The 16,920-nt window shown below is 61.1% G+C and carries 15 protein-coding genes and 1 pseudogene; 10 read left to right on the top strand and 6 right to left on the bottom strand.

The window, feature by feature from the left end; translation table 11 throughout:
• The first annotated feature begins 31 nt into the window (after positions 1–31).
• Positions 32–1,522, top strand: coding sequence for an SLC13 family permease (locus SIC17_RS09115; RefSeq protein WP_412545156.1), 1,491 nt, complete (start codon positions 32–34; stop codon positions 1,520–1,522).
• Here SIC17_RS09115 and solA read toward each other — a convergent pair.
• A complete protein-coding gene (gene solA / locus SIC17_RS09110; RefSeq protein WP_412545155.1) occupies positions 1,519–2,679 on the bottom strand; it encodes an N-methyl-L-tryptophan oxidase in 1,161 nt (386 codons plus the stop codon). The genes SIC17_RS09115 and solA overlap by 4 nt on opposite strands.
• Before the next feature lie 122 nt (positions 2,680–2,801).
• On the opposite strand from solA, the gene SIC17_RS09105 reads away from it, so the two are divergent.
• From SIC17_RS09105 to SIC17_RS09085, 5 genes are read left to right on the top strand one after another with little or no spacing between them, the layout of a single operon-like run.
• Positions 2,802–3,422, top strand: a complete 621-nt coding sequence (locus SIC17_RS09105; RefSeq protein WP_291893143.1) for a F0F1 ATP synthase subunit delta — start codon at positions 2,802–2,804, stop codon at positions 3,420–3,422.
• Positions 3,423–3,426: 4 nt separating this feature from the next.
• Positions 3,427–4,962: a F0F1 ATP synthase subunit alpha gene (gene atpA, locus SIC17_RS09100; protein WP_291891134.1), complete on the top strand. Its 1,536-nt coding sequence runs from the start codon at positions 3,427–3,429 to the stop codon at positions 4,960–4,962.
• Positions 4,963–4,991: 29 nt separating this feature from the next.
• Positions 4,992–5,879: a F0F1 ATP synthase subunit gamma gene (locus SIC17_RS09095; protein ID WP_291901786.1), complete on the top strand. Its 888-nt coding sequence runs from the start codon at positions 4,992–4,994 to the stop codon at positions 5,877–5,879.
• 16 nt (positions 5,880–5,895) lie between these two features.
• Positions 5,896–7,335: a F0F1 ATP synthase subunit beta gene (gene atpD, locus SIC17_RS09090; protein WP_291891132.1), complete on the top strand. Its 1,440-nt coding sequence runs from the start codon at positions 5,896–5,898 to the stop codon at positions 7,333–7,335.
• A gap of 35 nt (positions 7,336–7,370) precedes the next feature.
• Positions 7,371–7,772 (top strand): F0F1 ATP synthase subunit epsilon, encoded by a 402-nt coding sequence (locus tag SIC17_RS09085; protein ID WP_291891131.1) that lies wholly within the window; start codon positions 7,371–7,373, stop codon positions 7,770–7,772.
• A gap of 51 nt (positions 7,773–7,823) precedes the next feature.
• On the opposite strand, the gene SIC17_RS09080 is transcribed toward SIC17_RS09085, so the two are convergent.
• The gene (locus tag SIC17_RS09080) at positions 7,824–8,606 is read right to left on the bottom strand and encodes a hypothetical protein (protein WP_412545154.1); all 783 of its coding nucleotides are present in this window, start codon (positions 8,604–8,606) and stop codon (positions 7,824–7,826) included.
• Here SIC17_RS09080 and SIC17_RS09075 point away from each other — a divergent pair.
• Both SIC17_RS09075 and SIC17_RS09070 read left to right on the top strand, forming a co-directional pair.
• Positions 8,515–9,132: pseudogene (locus SIC17_RS09075) on the top strand (serine hydrolase domain-containing protein); the annotation flags it as partial. The gene SIC17_RS09080 and the pseudogene SIC17_RS09075 overlap by 92 nt on opposite strands.
• Before the next feature lie 25 nt (positions 9,133–9,157).
• Positions 9,158–9,916: a hypothetical protein gene (locus SIC17_RS09070; protein WP_412545153.1), complete on the top strand. Its 759-nt coding sequence runs from the start codon at positions 9,158–9,160 to the stop codon at positions 9,914–9,916.
• On the opposite strand, the gene SIC17_RS09065 is transcribed toward SIC17_RS09070, so the two are convergent.
• On the bottom strand, positions 9,907–10,935 hold the full coding sequence (locus SIC17_RS09065) for a helix-turn-helix domain-containing protein (RefSeq protein ID WP_412545152.1): 1,029 nt from the start codon (positions 10,933–10,935) through the stop codon (positions 9,907–9,909). The two genes, SIC17_RS09070 and SIC17_RS09065, sit on opposite strands and share 10 nt — an antisense overlap.
• A 114-nt stretch (positions 10,936–11,049) precedes the next feature.
• On the opposite strand from SIC17_RS09065, the gene SIC17_RS09060 reads away from it, so the two are divergent.
• Both SIC17_RS09060 and SIC17_RS09055 read left to right on the top strand, forming a co-directional pair.
• Entirely contained in the window at positions 11,050–12,543 is a 1,494-nt protein-coding gene (locus SIC17_RS09060) for an amidohydrolase family protein (RefSeq protein WP_412545151.1), read from the top strand.
• Positions 12,540–14,042 (top strand): amidohydrolase family protein, encoded by a 1,503-nt coding sequence (locus SIC17_RS09055; RefSeq protein WP_412545150.1) that lies wholly within the window; start codon positions 12,540–12,542, stop codon positions 14,040–14,042. Before SIC17_RS09060 ends, SIC17_RS09055 begins: the two co-directional genes overlap by 4 nt.
• Here the strand turns inward: SIC17_RS09055 and SIC17_RS09050 are convergent.
• From SIC17_RS09050 to SIC17_RS09040, 3 genes are read right to left on the bottom strand one after another with little or no spacing between them, the layout of a single operon-like run.
• Positions 14,039–14,923 carry an alpha/beta fold hydrolase gene (locus tag SIC17_RS09050; protein WP_412545149.1) on the bottom strand — a complete coding sequence of 295 codons (885 nt, stop codon included), beginning with the start codon at positions 14,921–14,923 and terminating at the stop codon, positions 14,039–14,041. The two genes, SIC17_RS09055 and SIC17_RS09050, sit on opposite strands and share 4 nt — an antisense overlap.
• A 53-nt stretch (positions 14,924–14,976) precedes the next feature.
• Complete coding sequence (locus SIC17_RS09045) at positions 14,977–15,492, bottom strand: RNA pyrophosphohydrolase (protein WP_291891123.1); 516 nt, start codon at positions 15,490–15,492, stop codon at positions 14,977–14,979.
• Positions 15,493–15,494: 2 nt separating this feature from the next.
• On the bottom strand, positions 15,495–16,805 hold the full coding sequence (locus SIC17_RS09040) for a divergent polysaccharide deacetylase family protein (RefSeq protein WP_291891121.1): 1,311 nt from the start codon (positions 16,803–16,805) through the stop codon (positions 15,495–15,497).
• Positions 16,806–16,920 lie beyond the last annotated feature (115 nt).

Genomic DNA, 16,920 nt, shown 5'->3' with positions numbered 1-16,920 from the left:
TTAATCTCACTGAAACGCGGGGAGGCGCTTCGTGGGAAGTACAGCGCAACGCATTGGTCTGTTCACGGGTCTCGCTCTGGCGATCGGCCTGCAATTGCTGCCACGCCCGGAAGGACTGACGGCTGAGGCCTGGCTGCTCGCCTCGCTGGGCCTGATGATGGCTTGCTGGTGGGCGACGGAAGCCTTGCCCATCGCAGCGACTGCGCTGGTTCCCATCGCGCTCTTCCCATTGTTTGGCATTACCTCCACAGGCGCAGCCACCGCGCCCTATGCCAGCCCGATTGTCATGTTGTTGCTGGGCGGGTTCATCGTCGCCCTGGCCATCGAGAAGTGGAACCTCCACTCACGTATCGCACTCAACGTCGTGCGAACCTTCGGCAGCAGCCCGGTGGGTCTGGTCGGCGGCTTCATGGTTGCTTCAGCCCTCCTGTCCATGTGGATCTCCAACACGGCGACGACGCTGATGATGATACCGATCGCCCTCAAGGTGGCGCAGGAAGTTCAGGAGGAAGGCACCTCCTCTCCGGCCTTCGCGACAGCACTGGCGCTGGGCGTGGCCTATGCAGCGTCGATCGGCGGCATGGCGACCCCGGTTGGAACGCCGACCAATCTGATCGGGATCGGCTATCTGGAGAACGAGTTCGGCCGCACCATTGGTTTCGCGCAGTGGATGATGTTCGGCATTCCCACCGTCGCCCTGGTTATCCCGGCTGCCTGGTTCATTCTCACCCGCTTCGTCTTCAAACTCGGCGGCGGTGGGGCCAGCTCGGCCGCTCGTGAACACCTGGAAGCGGAGCTGGCCAAGCTGGGCAAGATGACCGCACCCGAAATTCGCGTCGCCGCCCTGTTCGGCACGGTCGCCATCCTGTGGATGGGACGTTCCCTGCCCGGCGGAATTGGCTGGAACCCCCTGTTAGCCTCAATCAGCGAGAGCCTCTCCCTTCCGGTCAGCATCCAGCTGGGCAATACCCAGATCGCCGTAATGGGCGCCCTCGCCGCCTTCCTTATCCCGGCCGGTGGCGAAAAGGGTAAGGGCAAGGCTCTGATGGACTGGCAAGGCGTCGCACGCCTGCCCTGGAATGTGATCATCCTGTTTGGTGGCGGCTTGTCGCTGGCAGCCGCGCTGTCTGCAACCGGACTGGCCGCCTGGCTCGGCAACCAGATGGGCTTCCTGGAAGCCTGGCCAACACCGCTTCTGGTGCTGGCCATGGTCGCGGTTGTCGTATTCCTGACCGAGCTGACGTCGAATGTGGCTACCACGACGGCCTTCTTGCCTGTGCTGGGTGTGCTGGCCGTCAATGCCGGCATCCCGCCCGAGCACCTGGTCGTGCCAGTCGCTATTGCTGCCTCGACCGCCTTCATGCTGCCCGTCGCGACAGCTCCCAATGCAATTGTCTATGCGTCGGGTGCAGTGACCCAGGGTCAGATGATCAAGGCCGGCTTCCGCATCAATCTGGCAGCAATCCTGATCATCACGGCGATTGGCGTGGTCCTGGGTCCGATGCTGTTCCCGGCGAGCTAGAGCACCCGTTCCACGCTGAACGGAGACAGATCCACAGTGGGCGTCCGCTCCAGAACGAGATCCGCCGCGATCTCGCCGATGGCCGGAACGAATTTGTAGCCATGCCCGGAACATGGCGAGAGCACGACAAGATCATTGTCGTCGGGCATGCACCCCATGATGAAACGATCGCCCGGCGCCAGCGTGAAGCGACACTCGGCTGCCTCCAGCGGAGTCTGGTCCAACCCCGGCAGGCAATCTGACAGGCCCGCGGCCAGCAGAGACAGATCCTCTGCGTCCACGCCACGGGGAGCGATATGGCCGGCACCGCGCTCTCGGCGATGATTATACAGTCCCGCCTTCAGGCCCTGGTCGCGATGCGGCGGAAAGACATAGAAGCGTTCGGCCGTATCGGTCTCCAGCTGGAAGATGGGCAGACGTTCATAGGCGGGGCCGTCCGCGCGATACCAGGCGATGACTTGGCGCTCCGGCACCAGGACGGGCCTGAGAGCCGGAACCAGCTCACCGCACCACGCACCGGCCGCAATAATCAGTTTGCGGCACGTTGTCTCTTCATCGCCTGTAACGAGACGGAAGCCGCCGGCAACACGCTGCCAGCCAGACACCGGCGTTTCACCGCGCAAATCCGCTCCAAGCCGGCCTGCCTCTACGCGCATCCAGGCCGTGGCATCATCACTGTCGAGCAGACCGGCATCGGCGTTGTAGACGGCACGAGCACGCCCGTTCAGCTCCAGCGCCGGAAAACGCTGTTCGATCGCCAGGCCTTCGAGCACCTCGTATTCCTTGCCGCTGGCCTCGGCCGCAGCAAGCGCGTCCTGGAAGATACCGTCCTCGCGCACGGAAATGTCCAGCCCGCCGGTCTTGCGGAAGAAAGCCTGGCCGAACTCCCGTTCGAGACGGTCCCAACCGGCATAAGCCTCTTCCACCAGCGCGTCATAGATATTGCCCTCGGAATACACGGACCGAATGATCCGCGTCTTGCCGTGCGACGAGCCCAGCGCATGTCCGAGCGGGTGCTGGTCAACGCCCAGAACCGTGGCGCCTCGCAAGCTCAATGACCACGCCGCCGCGCTGCCCATGGCCCCCAGACCGATTATGCCTATATCGACCTTCATCACACGGAGTTTTGCCGCGAATTCGCCGACGCTCAAGATCACGTCTGCTGAATCGGTAGGAGTCTTCGGCTTGCTGCGTGACCATGCCTGTGCTATCGCACGCCCGAACCGAATAAGCGTGCGGTGCAACACAATACGCCTGGTTCGATAACTTGTTGAAATTGATGTGCTTTCGTCGATCAGACGATTTCAAGGCACTCATCCGGATAGAGAGCGACGTCACGGTGAACACCGGCGAAGACGCCAATACAGCAAACGCTGCGGGCCGCTATGCGACCGCGCTGTTTGAGCTGGCCAAGACCTCCGGCGCTGCGGAAGCGGTCGAAGCTGACCTGTCAGCTTTCCGTGCAGCCCTGGGCGAGTCGTCCGAATTGGCAGAGGTTCTTGCCTCTCCCCTGTACTCTGCAGAAGAGAAGGCAGGCGTGCTGTCCGCTATGGCGGGCAAGGCCAAATTCCATGAATTGACAAAGAACGCATTCGGCGTCGCGGCTGACAATGGCCGCGCCGGCGAGCTGGGCGCGATGGCTTCGGCCTACGCTGCACTGGCCGCTGCGGACCGTGGCGTTCTGTCAGCTGATGTGGCGACTGCCGCAGCGCTGACCAAGAAGCAGACCGAAGCCCTCCAGGCTTCGCTGAAAAGCGCTCTCGGGCGCGACGTAGAAGTTCGCACTGAAGTGCGTCCTGAATTACTCGGCGGACTGATCGTTAAGGTCGGTTCCCGCATGTTCGACAGCTCCCTCCGCACCAAGCTGGACGGGATGAAGAATGCGATGAAAGAGGCGTAGGTCCATGGACATCCGGGCAGCAGAAATCTCTGCGATCCTCAAGGATCAGATCAAGAATTACGGTGCCGAAGCTCAGGTTTCGGACGTCGGTAGCGTACTTTCCGTCGGTGACGGTATTGCACGCGTCTACGGCCTCGATGAGGTTAAGGCTGGTGAGCTCGTTGAGTTCCCGGGCGGCATCAAGGGCATGGCCCTGAACCTTGAGCGCGACAATGTCGGTTGCGTTATCTTCGGTGATGACCGTGGCATTAAAGAGGGCGACACCGTCAAGCGTCTCGGCTCCATCGTCGACACGTCTGTTGGCAAGGGCCTGCTGGGCCGCGTCTGTGACGGTCTCGGCGAGCCGATCGACGGCAAGGGTCCGCTGACGGATGTTGCCGAACGTCGCCGTGTTGACGTGAAAGCGCCGGGCATTATCCCGCGTAAATCCGTACACGAGCCGATGGCGACGGGCATCAAGGCCATCGACGCCATGATCCCGGTCGGCCGTGGCCAGCGCGAGCTGATCATTGGTGACCGTCAGACCGGCAAGACCGCGATCGCGATCGACACCATCCTGAACCAGAAAGCCATCAACCAGGGCGATGACGAGAGCGCCAAGCTCTACTGTATCTACGTCGCTGTTGGTCAGAAGCGTTCCACGGTCGCCCAGATCGTGAAGACGCTCGAGGAAAACGGCGCGATGGATTACACCATCGTTGTTGCTGCTACGGCGTCCGACCCGGCTCCGATGCAGTTCCTGGCTCCGTTCACCGCATCTGCGATGGGCGAATACTTCCGTGACAACGGCATGCACGCGCTGATCGTTTATGATGATCTGTCCAAGCAGGCTGTTGCTTACCGCCAGATGTCCCTGCTGCTGCGCCGCCCGCCGGGCCGCGAAGCCTATCCGGGTGACGTCTTCTACCTGCACTCCCGCCTGCTCGAGCGTGCTGCCAAGCTGAACGAAGATAATGGTTCCGGTTCCATGACGGCCCTGCCGATCATCGAAACCCAGGCCAACGACGTTTCCGCCTACATCCCGACCAACGTGATCTCCATTACCGACGGTCAGATCTTCCTGGAAACCGACCTGTTCTACCAGGGCATCCGCCCGGCCGTGAACGTCGGTCTGTCCGTATCCCGCGTTGGTTCCTCCGCCCAGACGAAGGCCATGAAGCAGGTTGCAGGCTCCATGAAGGGTGAGCTGGCCCAGTACCGCGAGATGGCGGCCTTTGCCCAGTTCGGTTCCGACCTCGACGCCGCAACCCAGCAGCTGCTGAACCGCGGTCAGCGCCTGACCGAGCTGCTCAAGCAGCCGCAGTTCTCGCCGCTGGCCATGGAAGAGCAAGTTTGTGTGATCTACGCGGGTACGCGTGGTTATCTCGACAAGCTGCCGGTTTCCGACGTGCTGCGTTACGAAGGCGACCTGCTGCGTCACCTGCACGCTGACCATGCTGACCTTCTCACCGCGATCCGCACCGAGAAGAAGCTGTCTGACGACAGCGAAGGCAAGCTGAAGGGCGTTCTGGACACGTTCACGAAGAACTTCGTCGCGTAACTGGACAGAACGACTGCTAGGAGAGCCTTATGGCGAGCCTTAAGGACCTGAAAACACGGATCGACAGCGTTAAATCAACGCAGAAGATCACCAAGGCGATGCAGATGGTCGCTGCCGCAAAACTGCGCCGTGCGCAGGAAGCGGCAGAGTCTGCGCGTCCCTACGCCGAGCGTATGGGCAGCGTAATGGCCAATCTCTCGACCACCATGTCCGGCACTCCGGGAGCCTCACCGCTCCTGGTGGGCACGGGCGCGGACGACACCCGTTTGCTCGTCGTCATGACCGCCGATCGCGGTCTGTGCGGCGGCTTCAACACCAATATCGTCAAGAAAGCCCGCGAGCGTGTTCAAGCGCTCAAGGCTGAAGGCAAGTCGATCAAGATCATGTGCGTGGGCAAGAAGGGCGCTGAGCAACTCAAGCGTCTGTTTGGCTCCTACATTGTCGACTCGATCGAACTGTCTGGCGAGAAGACCATCACCGGTTCCACCGCGATCATGATCGGCGACAAGATCCGCCACATGTTCGAGGCCGGTGAGTTCGATACCTGCGAGCTGATCTCGTCGGAATTCGTCTCGGTCATCTCCCAGAAGCCGCGCGCGAAAGTCTTGATCCCGGCCAAGGATGCCATCGACGAAGGCGTCGAGCGTCCGGACCTGGCTGGTGCCGTCTATGACGCAGAGCCGGACGAGGAGAGCATCCTCAACGTCCTGCTGCCGCGTTATGTCGACACCGTCATTCTCTCGTCCCTGCTTGAGAATGTTGCCGGCGAAATGGGATCGAAAATGGCCGCCATGGATAACGCAACGCGTAATGCTGGCGAGCTGATCGACAAGCTGAACATTATCTACAACCGTACACGTCAGGCGCAGATCACCACGGAGTTGACCGAAATCATCTCCGGCGCCGAGGCTCTCTAGTCGAGAGGAATTCGAAATGAGCACTCTTAAAGGCCGCGTCGCCCAGATTACCGGCGCTGTTGTGGACGTTGAATTCGAAGGCGGTCTGCCGGACATCCTCAACGCCCTTGAAACCACCAATGATGGCAAGAAGCTTGTTCTCGAGGTCTCTCAGCACCTCGGTGAGAACACGGTCCGTACCATCGCCATGGACGCCACTGAAGGTCTCCAGCGTGGTACCGAAGTAACCGACACCGGCGAGCCGATCATGGTTCCGGTTGGCCCGGGTACGCTCGGCCGCATCATGAACGTCACCGGCGAAGCGATCGACGAAGCCGGCGATGTTGCCCACACCCAGAAAGCTCCGATCCACCGCGCTGCCCCGTCCTTTGACGAACAGGCAACGGAAGCTGAAATCCTGCCGACGGGCATCAAGGTCGTTGACCTGCTCTGCCCGTACGCAAAGGGCGGCAAGATCGGCCTGTTCGGCGGCGCCGGCGTTGGCAAGACGGTTCTCATCCAGGAACTGATCAACAACATCGCCAAGCTGTTCGGTGGTTACTCTGTCTTCGCCGGTGTTGGTGAGCGTACCCGTGAGGGTAACGACCTGTACTGGGAGATGATCGAGTCCGGCGTGAACAAGGACCCGCAAGAAAACGACGGCAACACCGAAGGTTCCCGTTGCGCCCTGGTCTTCGGCCAGATGAACGAGCCGCCGGGAGCGCGTGCACGTGTGGCGCTGTCCGGTCTGGCACAGGCGGAATACTTCCGCGATGAAGAGGGCAAGGACGTGCTCTTCTTCGTCGACAACATCTTCCGCTTCACCCAGGCGGGCTCCGAGGTTTCGGCCCTGCTCGGCCGTATCCCGTCTGCCGTGGGTTATCAGCCGACACTGGCCACCGACATGGGTGCCCTGCAGGAGCGTATTACCTCCACGACCAAGGGTTCCATCACCTCGGTTCAGGCCGTTTACGTTCCGGCGGATGACCTGACTGACCCGGCTCCGGCCACGACCTTCGCCCACCTCGACGCCACGACGGTTCTGAACCGTGCGATCTCGGAAAAGGGTATCTACCCGGCCGTTGACCCGCTTGACTCCACGTCTCGTATCCTCGAGCCGCGCATCGTCGGTGAAGAGCACTACAACACCGCGCGTCAGGTTCAGGAAATCCTGCAGCGCTACAAAGCTCTCCAGGACATCATCGCGATCCTGGGCATGGACGAGCTGTCCGAGGAAGACAAACTGACCGTTGCGCGTGCGCGTAAGGTTGAGCGCTTCCTGTCCCAGCCGTTCGACGTGGCTGAAGTTTTCACCGGCTTCCCGGGCATCCAGGTGCCGGTTGCTGACACCGTGAAGGGCTTCCAGGCCATCTGTAACGGTGAATACGATCACCTGCCGGAGCAGGCGTTCTACATGGTCGGTACGATCGAAGACGCTATCAAGAAGGCAGAGAAAATGGCGGCAGAGGCTGCGTAAGCAGTCTCCGTCTCCCTTGAGCGGAGGAAGCCAAGATGGCTGACAAACTCCATTTCGATCTCGTCTCTCCGGAGCGCCGCCTGTTTGCCGGTGACGTCGACCAGGTTGTCGTTCCGGGCGAAGAGGGCGATTTCGGCGTTCTGCCGGAGCACGCCCCCTTTATGTCCGTGATCCGCCCCGGTGCGATCACCGTCATGAACGGAAATGAGACCGAGAAGACCTTCATCCACGGCGGTTTCGCCGAGGTGACGCCGGCTGGCCTAACCATCCTGGCAGAGGAAGCCATTCCGCTGTCCGAGATCGACGCCGACAAGCTGGCTCAGGATCTGGCCGATGCCCGCGAGGACATCTCCGCTGCCAAATCCGATGAAGAGCGCGAGCACGCTGAAGCTCTGGTGGTCAAGTTCGAAGCCATGCAGGCTGCACTGGCTGCCTAGGCCGGCGAACAGATCGCAAAAGAAAAGCCGCTCCTTTCGGGGCGGCTTTTTCTATTCGGCAAAGGCCTGTCTGATTGGTCGCCGCATCATCCACAAGGGATAGAGCAGACAAACCTCAAGGCCGATAAAGATGTACCCGATGGCGAAGTCATAGGTCGTCTCGAAGGCGAGATTGATAAACAGGCAGGAATGCACAATCACAATCAGCGCCTGCAGCGGCAAAGCCTGGAGGCTGCGGCGCAGAACCTGGATCAGCAGAGTCGCCCGCAGCACCGTCAGTAATAGCGTCAGCAGCATCGGGGCCGGGCCGATCGTCAGATAGGCCGCGCTGATATTCACCCCCATGAACTCACCAAGCTTGGCTACAAGGAACTGGGCGATGATCAGGCCGCTCCGAACAGCGGAATGTACAGCCAGCAAAAGTGCGCCGAGCACAGCCAGCAGAAAAGTGTTCGCGAAGACGCGATCCCGTTCGGACAAACCTTGATGCCTCTGATTGTGCGCGAGTCCCGTTTCGGCGACTCGTCGCTGGGAAACCCCGGTTTCGCCAGTGGCGCGTTCTACATTGCTGCATTGCAATATAAAGTTATGGCTTATGCATATCGGATCGCGAGTGCCTTGCAGAAATGCAAATGTAGCAATGCGTCGTTCCGGCGTGACGCAATCGTCATCTGCATGAACCCTCCCGGAGAGCGCACGCCTTCCACCCTGCTCACGCTCGGGCCTGGAGGGACCTATCGGAATGTTCATAGCCACCGCACTCGCCATTACGCTGGCGCAGGCGTCCGCGCCCCATTGCGACCAGGTCGACACCGCACGCCTGAGCGCAGCCATTCAGCCCTTTGCCGAAGCCGATGCCTTTCGAGGAAATGTTCGCATTGAATGCCACGGCGAGGTGATATTCGAACAGAGTTACGGGCTCGCCGTTGAAGACTGGCAGATCACCAACACTGCTGACACCCACTACATGCTGGGGTCAATTTCCAAAGCCTATAATGCCGCACTGATCCTGCGCCTTACAGAGCTGAGCAGACTGGATCTGGGCGTGCCAATCGGCACCTATCTCGACGCGTTCGGAACAAGCGGCATCACTCTGCGCCATCTGATCGCGCACGGCGCCGGCCTTCCCGGCATTTTCACCCAGACACAATCGCTTGCAGATTTTGCGGGGCGCGGTGTCTCACGAGAGGCCCGGAACGCTGCATTCGCGGACTATGTGGCGTGTCTCGACCTGACCAGCGAGCCTGGCGAGCGATACGCCTACTCAAATGTCGGTGCCATGTTGAGTGCGGTCGTTGTCGAACAGGTCTTGGGCACAACGTATGACGCAGCCCTGCACACCTACCTTCTTGAACCATCAGGTCTGGAACAGACCGGCCTGGTTGATGAAACCCCGCCCCCGGCGACGCCTCGCCAATGGCTATGCCCCGGGCCGGGATGGCGTCGTCAATGCGCCTCACGTGCAATGGCAACACCGCCTGGCGATCAGCAATGTCCATGCCAGCGCAGCCGACACCATCGCCTTCGCCGATGCCCTGTTTGCCGGCAACATCATCGCCTCGGAAACAATCCAGCGCGAAATCGCGCAATCGTCGGAAGGCTATCCCTTGGGCTGGCACTTCGACACGCTGACCCTGGAAAACGGACAGGCCCTGCAACGATTCTCCGCCTCCGGATCTACACGCGGCTTCTCCGCAGAACTCCACCACATCCCGAACGCGGGACTGAGCATCGCCCTGCTCGCCAATACAGGAGGCATGTATTTCGGGGCGCTGGCTGATGCATTGGCCCGCATCTCCCTGGGCGAAGCTGCGGACCTCCCGTCACCACCTATGTTGCGGCGAATCCTTGCTAGCGGATCAGAGATCGAAGCCTTCCTCGCCTCGCTGCCACAGGATCAACAACACGCCATCGAGGTCTATCAGTTCGGCTATGAACTCATTCGCGCGAACTTTGGCCAGGACGCTGTCACCAGCATGCGCTGGGTTTCCCGGATTCTGCCGGATGAGGCAGACGCGCTGGTCGGCCTCGGGGACGCGTATCTGCGTGTTGGCCTGAATGAAGAGGCCAAAGCTGCTTTTGAACAGGCCCTGGCGCTTGAGCCCGCTCACGCCGGAGCGCGCCAGCGGCTGGATCAGGAGTAGCGCTGGCCGGTCTGCTCGGACCGCCAGGCGCTGGGCGTCTGGCCGGTCAGCTCCTTGAAAGTCTTGTTGAAGCTGGACTTGCTCTGGAAACCGCTATCATGGAGCACGTCCAGCAAGCCCTTTTCAGGCTCCGCACGCATGATGCCCTTGGCGGTTTCCACCCGCCATTGACTGACCCAGACACTGAAGCTGACTCCGTGTGCCGTGTTCACGGCCTCCGACAACTGGCGCTGCGGCACGCCAAGCTGTCGGGCCAGGCGAGCGATATTCAGCTCCAGGTCCAGATGCGGCTGGCGCTCTCGCATATGAGCCGCCAGCCGGTCGTTCAAATCAGCCGTTAAACCCGCAGTTCGGAAGCGCGCCGCAACCCAACCCAAAGGGCCGGACCGATGCAGCACCAGCACCAGCACTAGGGCATAGGTAAAAAAGCCGGACAGAAAGAGCATGGCGACGCCAAACCCCAGGGAATCTTCAAGCGCTGGCGGTGATGAAATTTCGAATGTGATCCAGGTGTCGGAGGCCAGGGTCAAGAGGAGCCAGGAAAGAACCATCCACCGCCAGCGACGCAGAGAGGCGGCCAGAATCACTCCGCGCACAGCGAAATCCCCTGCGGGTTGTCTGCTGCGATACCATATCAGCGCTGCGTACAACGCGAGCCCGCCCAGAATGGGGCCGTCGATAAACCAGGCCTCACCGCCGGCAAGCCGAACGACCAACATGAGTACCGGCCCGGCCAGGTACACAGCGTCTGCCACACGCAAGCGGGCTTCGCTGCGTTCTGCCACCAGCAGATGGAGGTAAAGAAGTGGCGGCAGGAACATCGCCAACACCGGCCGCATCTGCACCAGCCAGTGCTCCGGCACATCGAATTGCAGCCTGGACAACAGAAACTGCACCCCCATCAGCGCAAAGCCGGCCGCGAGCAGGCGGTGAGAAGTGCGCACGCCTTCGCTCGCCGTCGCCAGATACAGGGCGAAGACAAAGGCAAGGGTCGCACCGGCATAAAGAAGGGCGGACAAGGCGCACTCCGCGGAAACTCCAGAAAACGCACGTCCTCGATTGCGTTTCAGGACGCGCACGCAAAGACAAACCTGCAATTTCGGGATCAGTTTTACAAACCGAAAGACAGAAAAATGCGACTTCTTATGAGTGTTCTCGCCGCGCTGATCACCTCGTCCCTGCTCGCCCAGGATCTCGCCATTGAAAACGCCACGCTGGTTTCACCCGAACGCGACACGCCCGTTGAAGGCCTGACCGTTCTGGTCGGGGATGGCCGCATCCTTGGCATCCAGCCCGCCAGTATCCCTCATCAAGCCGAGAGGGTTATCGACGCAGAGCGCCAGTATCTCACCCCCGGCCTGATCGACAGTCATGTCCACCTTTACCACGCCACGGGTTTGCGCCCGGGCCTGGTCGAACGCGAACGCTCGCTGGCCCTTCAGGAAGCCTATTTCGAACAGATGCCCCGCAGCTATCTCTATTGGGGATTTACGACCCTGGTCGAGCTGAATGCGGATTTCGAAACCAATCGCGCCTTCGAGGCCGCACCCATCCGGCCTCGCCTGTTTCATTGCGGTGAAGGCCTTGTGACCTCGAACGGTTTCATGGCGCACCAGGCGCACCTGCCGGTCGAGGACGCCTTCCCCAACTTCCTGCATGATCGCCATGTCACCCCCGAACTTCCCGAGGGCTCCGACCCGGCTGAGCACACACCGGCAGCGACACTGGAGACCATCCAGGCGTCTGGAGGGATCTGCGTGAAGATCTATTTCGAGGATGCGCCCTGGATGCCCAATGGTCCGGAATGGCCTTTGCCAAGCCAGGCTATCTTCTCCGAAGTCGTGCGCGAGGCCCGGGAGCGCGGTCTGACAGTCTTCCTTCACGGCACCACACCCGCCGCCCATCGAATGGGTCTGGCGGCTGGCGTAGACGTTATGGCGCATGGTCCCTGGGACATGCCCGTGGACCTGCTCGAGCCGATAGCTCCGCCGATGATGTTTGAGCTTGCCGATGACATTGCCGAGGCAGGCCTGCAGCTGCAACCCACCATCCGGACGCTGGGCCAGACCCGCTCCATGTTCGAACCGGACATCCTGCAAGACGCCGACTGGCTCGACGTGGTGCCGTCCTCCTATGTGGAGTTTTTACGCACCGACGCCCAACCCCAGCGCGACACCTTTATCGAGGTTATTCTCGGCAATCGTTTGGATGAGGCGCTAATTCCGCATCTGATGGACGGATATCAGGGGCGCTACCAGCAATTTCTCCGTTATCTGGCGACCAATTCTGATGCGCTGGTCTTCGGCACAGATACAGCTGTCGGCACGTTTGGCTGGGGCAACCCGCCGGGTCTCAACGGTCATTGGGAGATGCGCGAACTGGCCGAAGCCGGGATAAGCCCGGCCGATATCCTGGACATGGCAACCCGGCGCAATGCCGAAACACTCAACCTCGCCGACGAGATCGGCACGATCGAGGTCGGAAAACGCGCTGACCTGCTGTTGATGCAAGACAATCCGCTTCGTTCGATCGACGCCTACCGATCCATCACCACCGTCATCCTGAACGGCGCTCCCATGGACCGCGCCGGTCTCTCTGCCCGCCACTACGAGGAGACGGACCAATGATCTCACCAATTCTCGCCAGCCTTGCCCTCGCGTCCGCGCTCATCTCACAGGATCTCCTGATCCGCGACGCCATCATCGTTTCACCCAATGTCGCAATCTCGGAAATGCCGCTCGATGTCCGGGTCGAGAACGGGCGCATCACCGCGATCGGTGAAGACCTCGTCGCGCTAGCTTCGGAAACCGAACTGAACGCTGCCGGGCTCTACCTCACCCCGGGGCTCATCGACAGCCATGTGCATCTCGGGGGCAATGGCGGTCTGCGTGGCGACATGGTCGAGGAGAATATTGCGCTGGTTCGCGCCTATCGGCGCCAGGAGCCTCGCTCCTATCTCTACTGGGGTTTTACCACCCTGCTCGACCTGACACGTTCTCGGCCTTTTGTGGATCACTGGAACGGGCTGGAGCTCTCCTCCCAGCTCCACGCCTGCCGTGCAGCGCCGTATGCGAATGGTTACGGCATGATGTTCGAACCCGAGGAGTATCGTTACGAGGCGCCCTACTACATTCACGACCCGGATGTCGCCCAGAGCATCCCCGCCGAGCATGATCCTGCCGAACACACCCCCGAGGCCGTCGTTGGGCGTATCGCAGATGATGGCGATGCGATCTGTATCAAGACCTTCCATGAACCGGGGTTTGGCGGCCTTTTCGACTTCAATACGGCTCCGACCGAGGTTCTCGACCGGGTCGCGCGGGAAGCGGAAACGCGTGGCCTGTTCAACCTGCTGCACGCGACCTCGCTTCTGTCCTGGCACACTGCGGTTGAAGCGCGTGCCCACGTCATGGCGCACGGGCTTTGGCACTGGGACCAGCTGAACGGCGCTCAGGTCAATCCGGAGACAGAGCTGCCGGCGCAGATTGAAGACCTGCTCGATGCCACAATCGAAAACGGCATCACCGTACAGCTGACCACCGGCGCTATTCACGGAGAAGTCGCGCTCTATGACGTGGACTTCCTGACCAGCGACGCGCTTGCGGCGACATTGCCGCGTGAGTTGATCACGTGGCATTCCGGCCCCCAGGGCGGATGGTTCCGGGATAATCTGGAGCGGATAGCCGATGACAATCCTGTCGTGGTGGAGAATTTTCTCGGTCATGCGCCCACTGGCGAACCGGGAGAAACCTCCCGTGCAGCACTGCGCCGGGTCATCGCAGTCGGCCGTTATCTTCACGCCAATGGCGCCGAGCTTGTCCTGGCGTCCGACACCCCGTCCAGCCCGACCTACACCAATGCACCGGGCCTGCATGGCTATCAGGAGATGCTGACCATGGAGCAGATGGACATGATCCCGTCCGAGGTTCTGGCGGCCGCCACAATCAACAATGCTCGCCTGCTCGGCCTGGAAGATGAGATCGGTTCCGTTGAGGTGGGCAAACAGGCCGACCTTCTGCTTCTGAGCGAGGACCCGCGCAATGAAATTAGCGACATGGGTTCGATCCGCTGGGTCATCCTGGATGGACGACCGGTGCAGCGCGAATACCTTTCGGCCGGCAACTAGCCGGCCGGGGTCAGGAAACTCCGGAGTGCCTCGAACACATCGTCCGGAGCTTCCCATTGCGGGTAGTGCCCTGCCCCGTCCATCCGAACGATCTGCGCTTCTTGCACCCGTTCGGCAAAGGCATCCGCAAGATGGCGGCCAGAGACGGGGTCCTGGCTGCCATTGATCAATTGCAGTCGCGTATCGCCAGCGCCCTGCAATGCATCCGCCCAGCGGCGAGCATGCTGTTTGCGATCCCGGATATACCGGATCAGCAGGTGACCGATGCGATGCCCATTGTGTTCGCAGAGCAGCTCCCAGAACGCATCCAGCTCCTCCTCGTCCGGCTGGGTATCCGCGCCAAACACGGCCGCGAATGACGCACCGAAACGCTTGCGTGTCAGCATGGTGCTGAGAACAGGTCCCAGCGGGCTGTTAAGCAACCGCTGGATAAAACGGGCGCGATGCTGATCCGGAAACAGCCCACCATTGAGAAAGCTGACCGAGTTGATGCGAAAGCCCAGGCGCCCTCGGTTCTGTTTGGCCAATAACTCCTGGGCGATGGACACACCATAATCATGCGCGACGACATCACACTCATCGACCTCGGCAATGTGCATCAGCTGGGTATGCAGGTCCGCCTGCTGCATCAGATCATAGCGGTGCATGTCCGGTTTGTCGGACAGGCCAAAACCCAGCATGTCGAGCGCAATCGGATTGAAGCCGCTACCGACCAGACGCGGCCAGATACGCGACCAGTCATAGGAACAGGTCGGAAATCCGTGAATCAGCAAAAGCGGGCGTCCCTGGCCACGCATCCACCAGGCTATGCGTCCGTGCGGCCCGTTGAAATGACGGGCGCTCTGGCGATAGGTGTCCAAGTCTGCAAAGGATAATGGCATGCCTGCCCCTCCGGTCAGGGAAGAACATTTGCCGGTTCGGCGCGCCGATCAAGTCAGGCGGGTTTGGAAGCTCTCGCAGGGATGGCAAAGCGCGAGAATTCCCGCATGACCTGGACATAGGTCTCGCGTTTCCACGGGATGATCAGGTCCGGTAACTCCTCCAGGCGCCCCCAGCGCCAGTCGCAGAACTCGACTTCACCATGGGCCTCCAGGTCGAAATCCTCTGCGCTGCCGTTAAAACGATAGGCGAACCATCGCTGTTTCTGCCCGAGATGCCGCTTGCGGGCGAATCTGGGATCATCGCGCACGTCCGGCGGATAATCATAGGCAATCCAGCGGTCTATCGCGCCCAGGGGCTCGACCAGTTCCGGCTTAACACCAGTCTCTTCGTACAGTTCTCGCAGCGCGGCATCTTCAGGTGCTTCACCCGGATCAATTCCACCCTGCGGCAATTGCCACTGCCAGGGCGGCTCGGCGGCATCCCGCTTGCCGATCCACACCTCGCCGAGCGAATTGAACAAGGCGATGCCGACATTGGGCCTGTGCTGGGGGTAGGCGTCCTCGGACACGATCAGTGACCGTCATCCGCGGCAGCGCCGTATTCGTCACCCCCTTCGGCGTCATCCATCCAGCGGTGCTGCGTTTCTTCCTCCGCATGCTGGTTCGTGCCCTGCGCCTCTGCAGCGAGGCGGGCCTCGAGTCGGCGCCGAGCCATGACGGCAGATGGTGGTGCAAGCTGATAGCCGCGCAATTCCAAGCCCAGGGACCAGGCCTGGACCTGGTCGACCGTAACGGGATAGGCAAAACCGCTACCGAGCGCCGCACCGTTCTGGATCGCGAGCGCCTCAAGCGCCAGCAAGCGCTGATCGATGATGGCGGGGCTCAGCTCTTCGTCCAGAATGCGATCCGCAATGGCGTATTCGACGTTCGTGCCAGCGCCGACCGTATCGATCAGGCTGCGGCGGCCGACACCATCATGCAGATAGGCCACGCCGCGACGTTCCAGCGAGTGCATCAGTGATTCCACCGCCGGGCGCGACGTCGAGAAACGTGTACCCTGATAATTGGCTACACCAAAATATCCGGTCGTACGGCTGAGAATCCACATCAGTCGCCGCTCGTTTTCCTCGGTCGGGCCGTCAGCAAGCAATGTGTACGGCCCCGTATCGCTATTAGGGTAGTCGAACGGCTCCATCGGCGCTTCGATCAGCACTTCATGACCAGCGGCGCGCGCCTGGTCGATCCAGCCTTGCAGATTCTCGACATAGGGCGAGAAGGACAGCGCGACTTCCGGCGGCAGCTCCTCGATCGCGGCCGTCGTCACCGTCGGATTGACGCCCATTCCACCCACAACAATGCCGATCATCGGGGTATTGGGGTCTCCATGGAAGGGACGGGCATAGGCGCGAGAAGGGCGAAGATCATTTGGGCCAATTACCGGCAAGGGGCCACCCGGACCCGGTTCGGTCAGGCCGGAGAACGGCGCGCGCGCAAGAGCCTCAGGATTGCTGGCGGCTGAAGCATGGCTGACTTCTGCGCTTGCCGGGTCAGAACCGGGACCATTGGGCGCTGTTGGCTCGCTTGCAGGCGCCTCAAACCCTTCATTGACGCCGCTGAGGCTGACTTCCGCTCCCTCATCGGGAGACTGAAAACTGATCGGATTTTGCGTCTCTGCTGCGGGCTCTGGGGTGACAGCTGCCTGAGGAAGTGGGCCCACACGGCCCGTTGCGCTCGGCGCATCAAACTGTCCATTGCCGAAAATCGCCACACCCAGGATGACCAGGGCAAACACGCCGGCCGCTCCCAGCCCGGCGAAAATCGGGGCGCGAATGTTCAACAAGGGGGCAGCATGGCGCAAGGCAGCAGCGGCGGCAGCAGTCATGATCCGTCTCTCGGCGTCAGATTAGGCGCCCGAATCGCGGGCACAGATCGTCGGCTCCAGAGTGGCGGGCTCCTGTGCAGAAAGCGTTAACGCTGATAATGGCTTTCGACGGATC

The sequence above is a fragment of the Maricaulis sp. MIT060901 genome (assembly GCF_047123815.1).
In the GTDB taxonomy this organism is placed as follows: domain Bacteria; phylum Pseudomonadota; class Alphaproteobacteria; order Caulobacterales; family Maricaulaceae; genus Maricaulis.
Note: the sequence above shows the minus strand (reverse complement) of the source record. Positions and strands in the feature narration are given on the sequence as shown.

Excerpts from the sequence above, each read along its gene's own strand:
- SIC17_RS09105 (WP_291893143.1), top strand. The coding sequence starts at position 2,802 with ATGTGCTTTCGTCGATCAGACGATTTCAAGGCACTCATCCGGATAGAG.
- atpA (WP_291891134.1), top strand. The coding sequence starts at position 3,427 with ATGGACATCCGGGCAGCAGAAATCTCTGCGATCCTCAAGGATCAGATC.
- SIC17_RS09095 (WP_291901786.1), top strand. The coding sequence starts at position 4,992 with ATGGCGAGCCTTAAGGACCTGAAAACACGGATCGACAGCGTTAAATCA.
- atpD (WP_291891132.1), top strand. The coding sequence starts at position 5,896 with ATGAGCACTCTTAAAGGCCGCGTCGCCCAGATTACCGGCGCTGTTGTG.
- SIC17_RS09085 (WP_291891131.1), top strand. The coding sequence starts at position 7,371 with ATGGCTGACAAACTCCATTTCGATCTCGTCTCTCCGGAGCGCCGCCTG.
- SIC17_RS09080 (WP_412545154.1), bottom strand. The coding sequence starts at position 8,606 with ATGGCTGCGCTCAGGCGTGCGGTGTCGACCTGGTCGCAATGGGGCGCG.
- SIC17_RS09070 (WP_412545153.1), top strand. The coding sequence starts at position 9,158 with ATGAAACCCCGCCCCCGGCGACGCCTCGCCAATGGCTATGCCCCGGGC.
- SIC17_RS09060 (WP_412545151.1), top strand. The coding sequence starts at position 11,050 with ATGCGACTTCTTATGAGTGTTCTCGCCGCGCTGATCACCTCGTCCCTG.
- SIC17_RS09055 (WP_412545150.1), top strand. The coding sequence starts at position 12,540 with ATGATCTCACCAATTCTCGCCAGCCTTGCCCTCGCGTCCGCGCTCATC.
- SIC17_RS09050 (WP_412545149.1), bottom strand. The coding sequence starts at position 14,923 with ATGCCATTATCCTTTGCAGACTTGGACACCTATCGCCAGAGCGCCCGT.
- SIC17_RS09040 (WP_291891121.1), bottom strand. The coding sequence starts at position 16,805 with ATGACTGCTGCCGCCGCTGCTGCCTTGCGCCATGCTGCCCCCTTGTTG.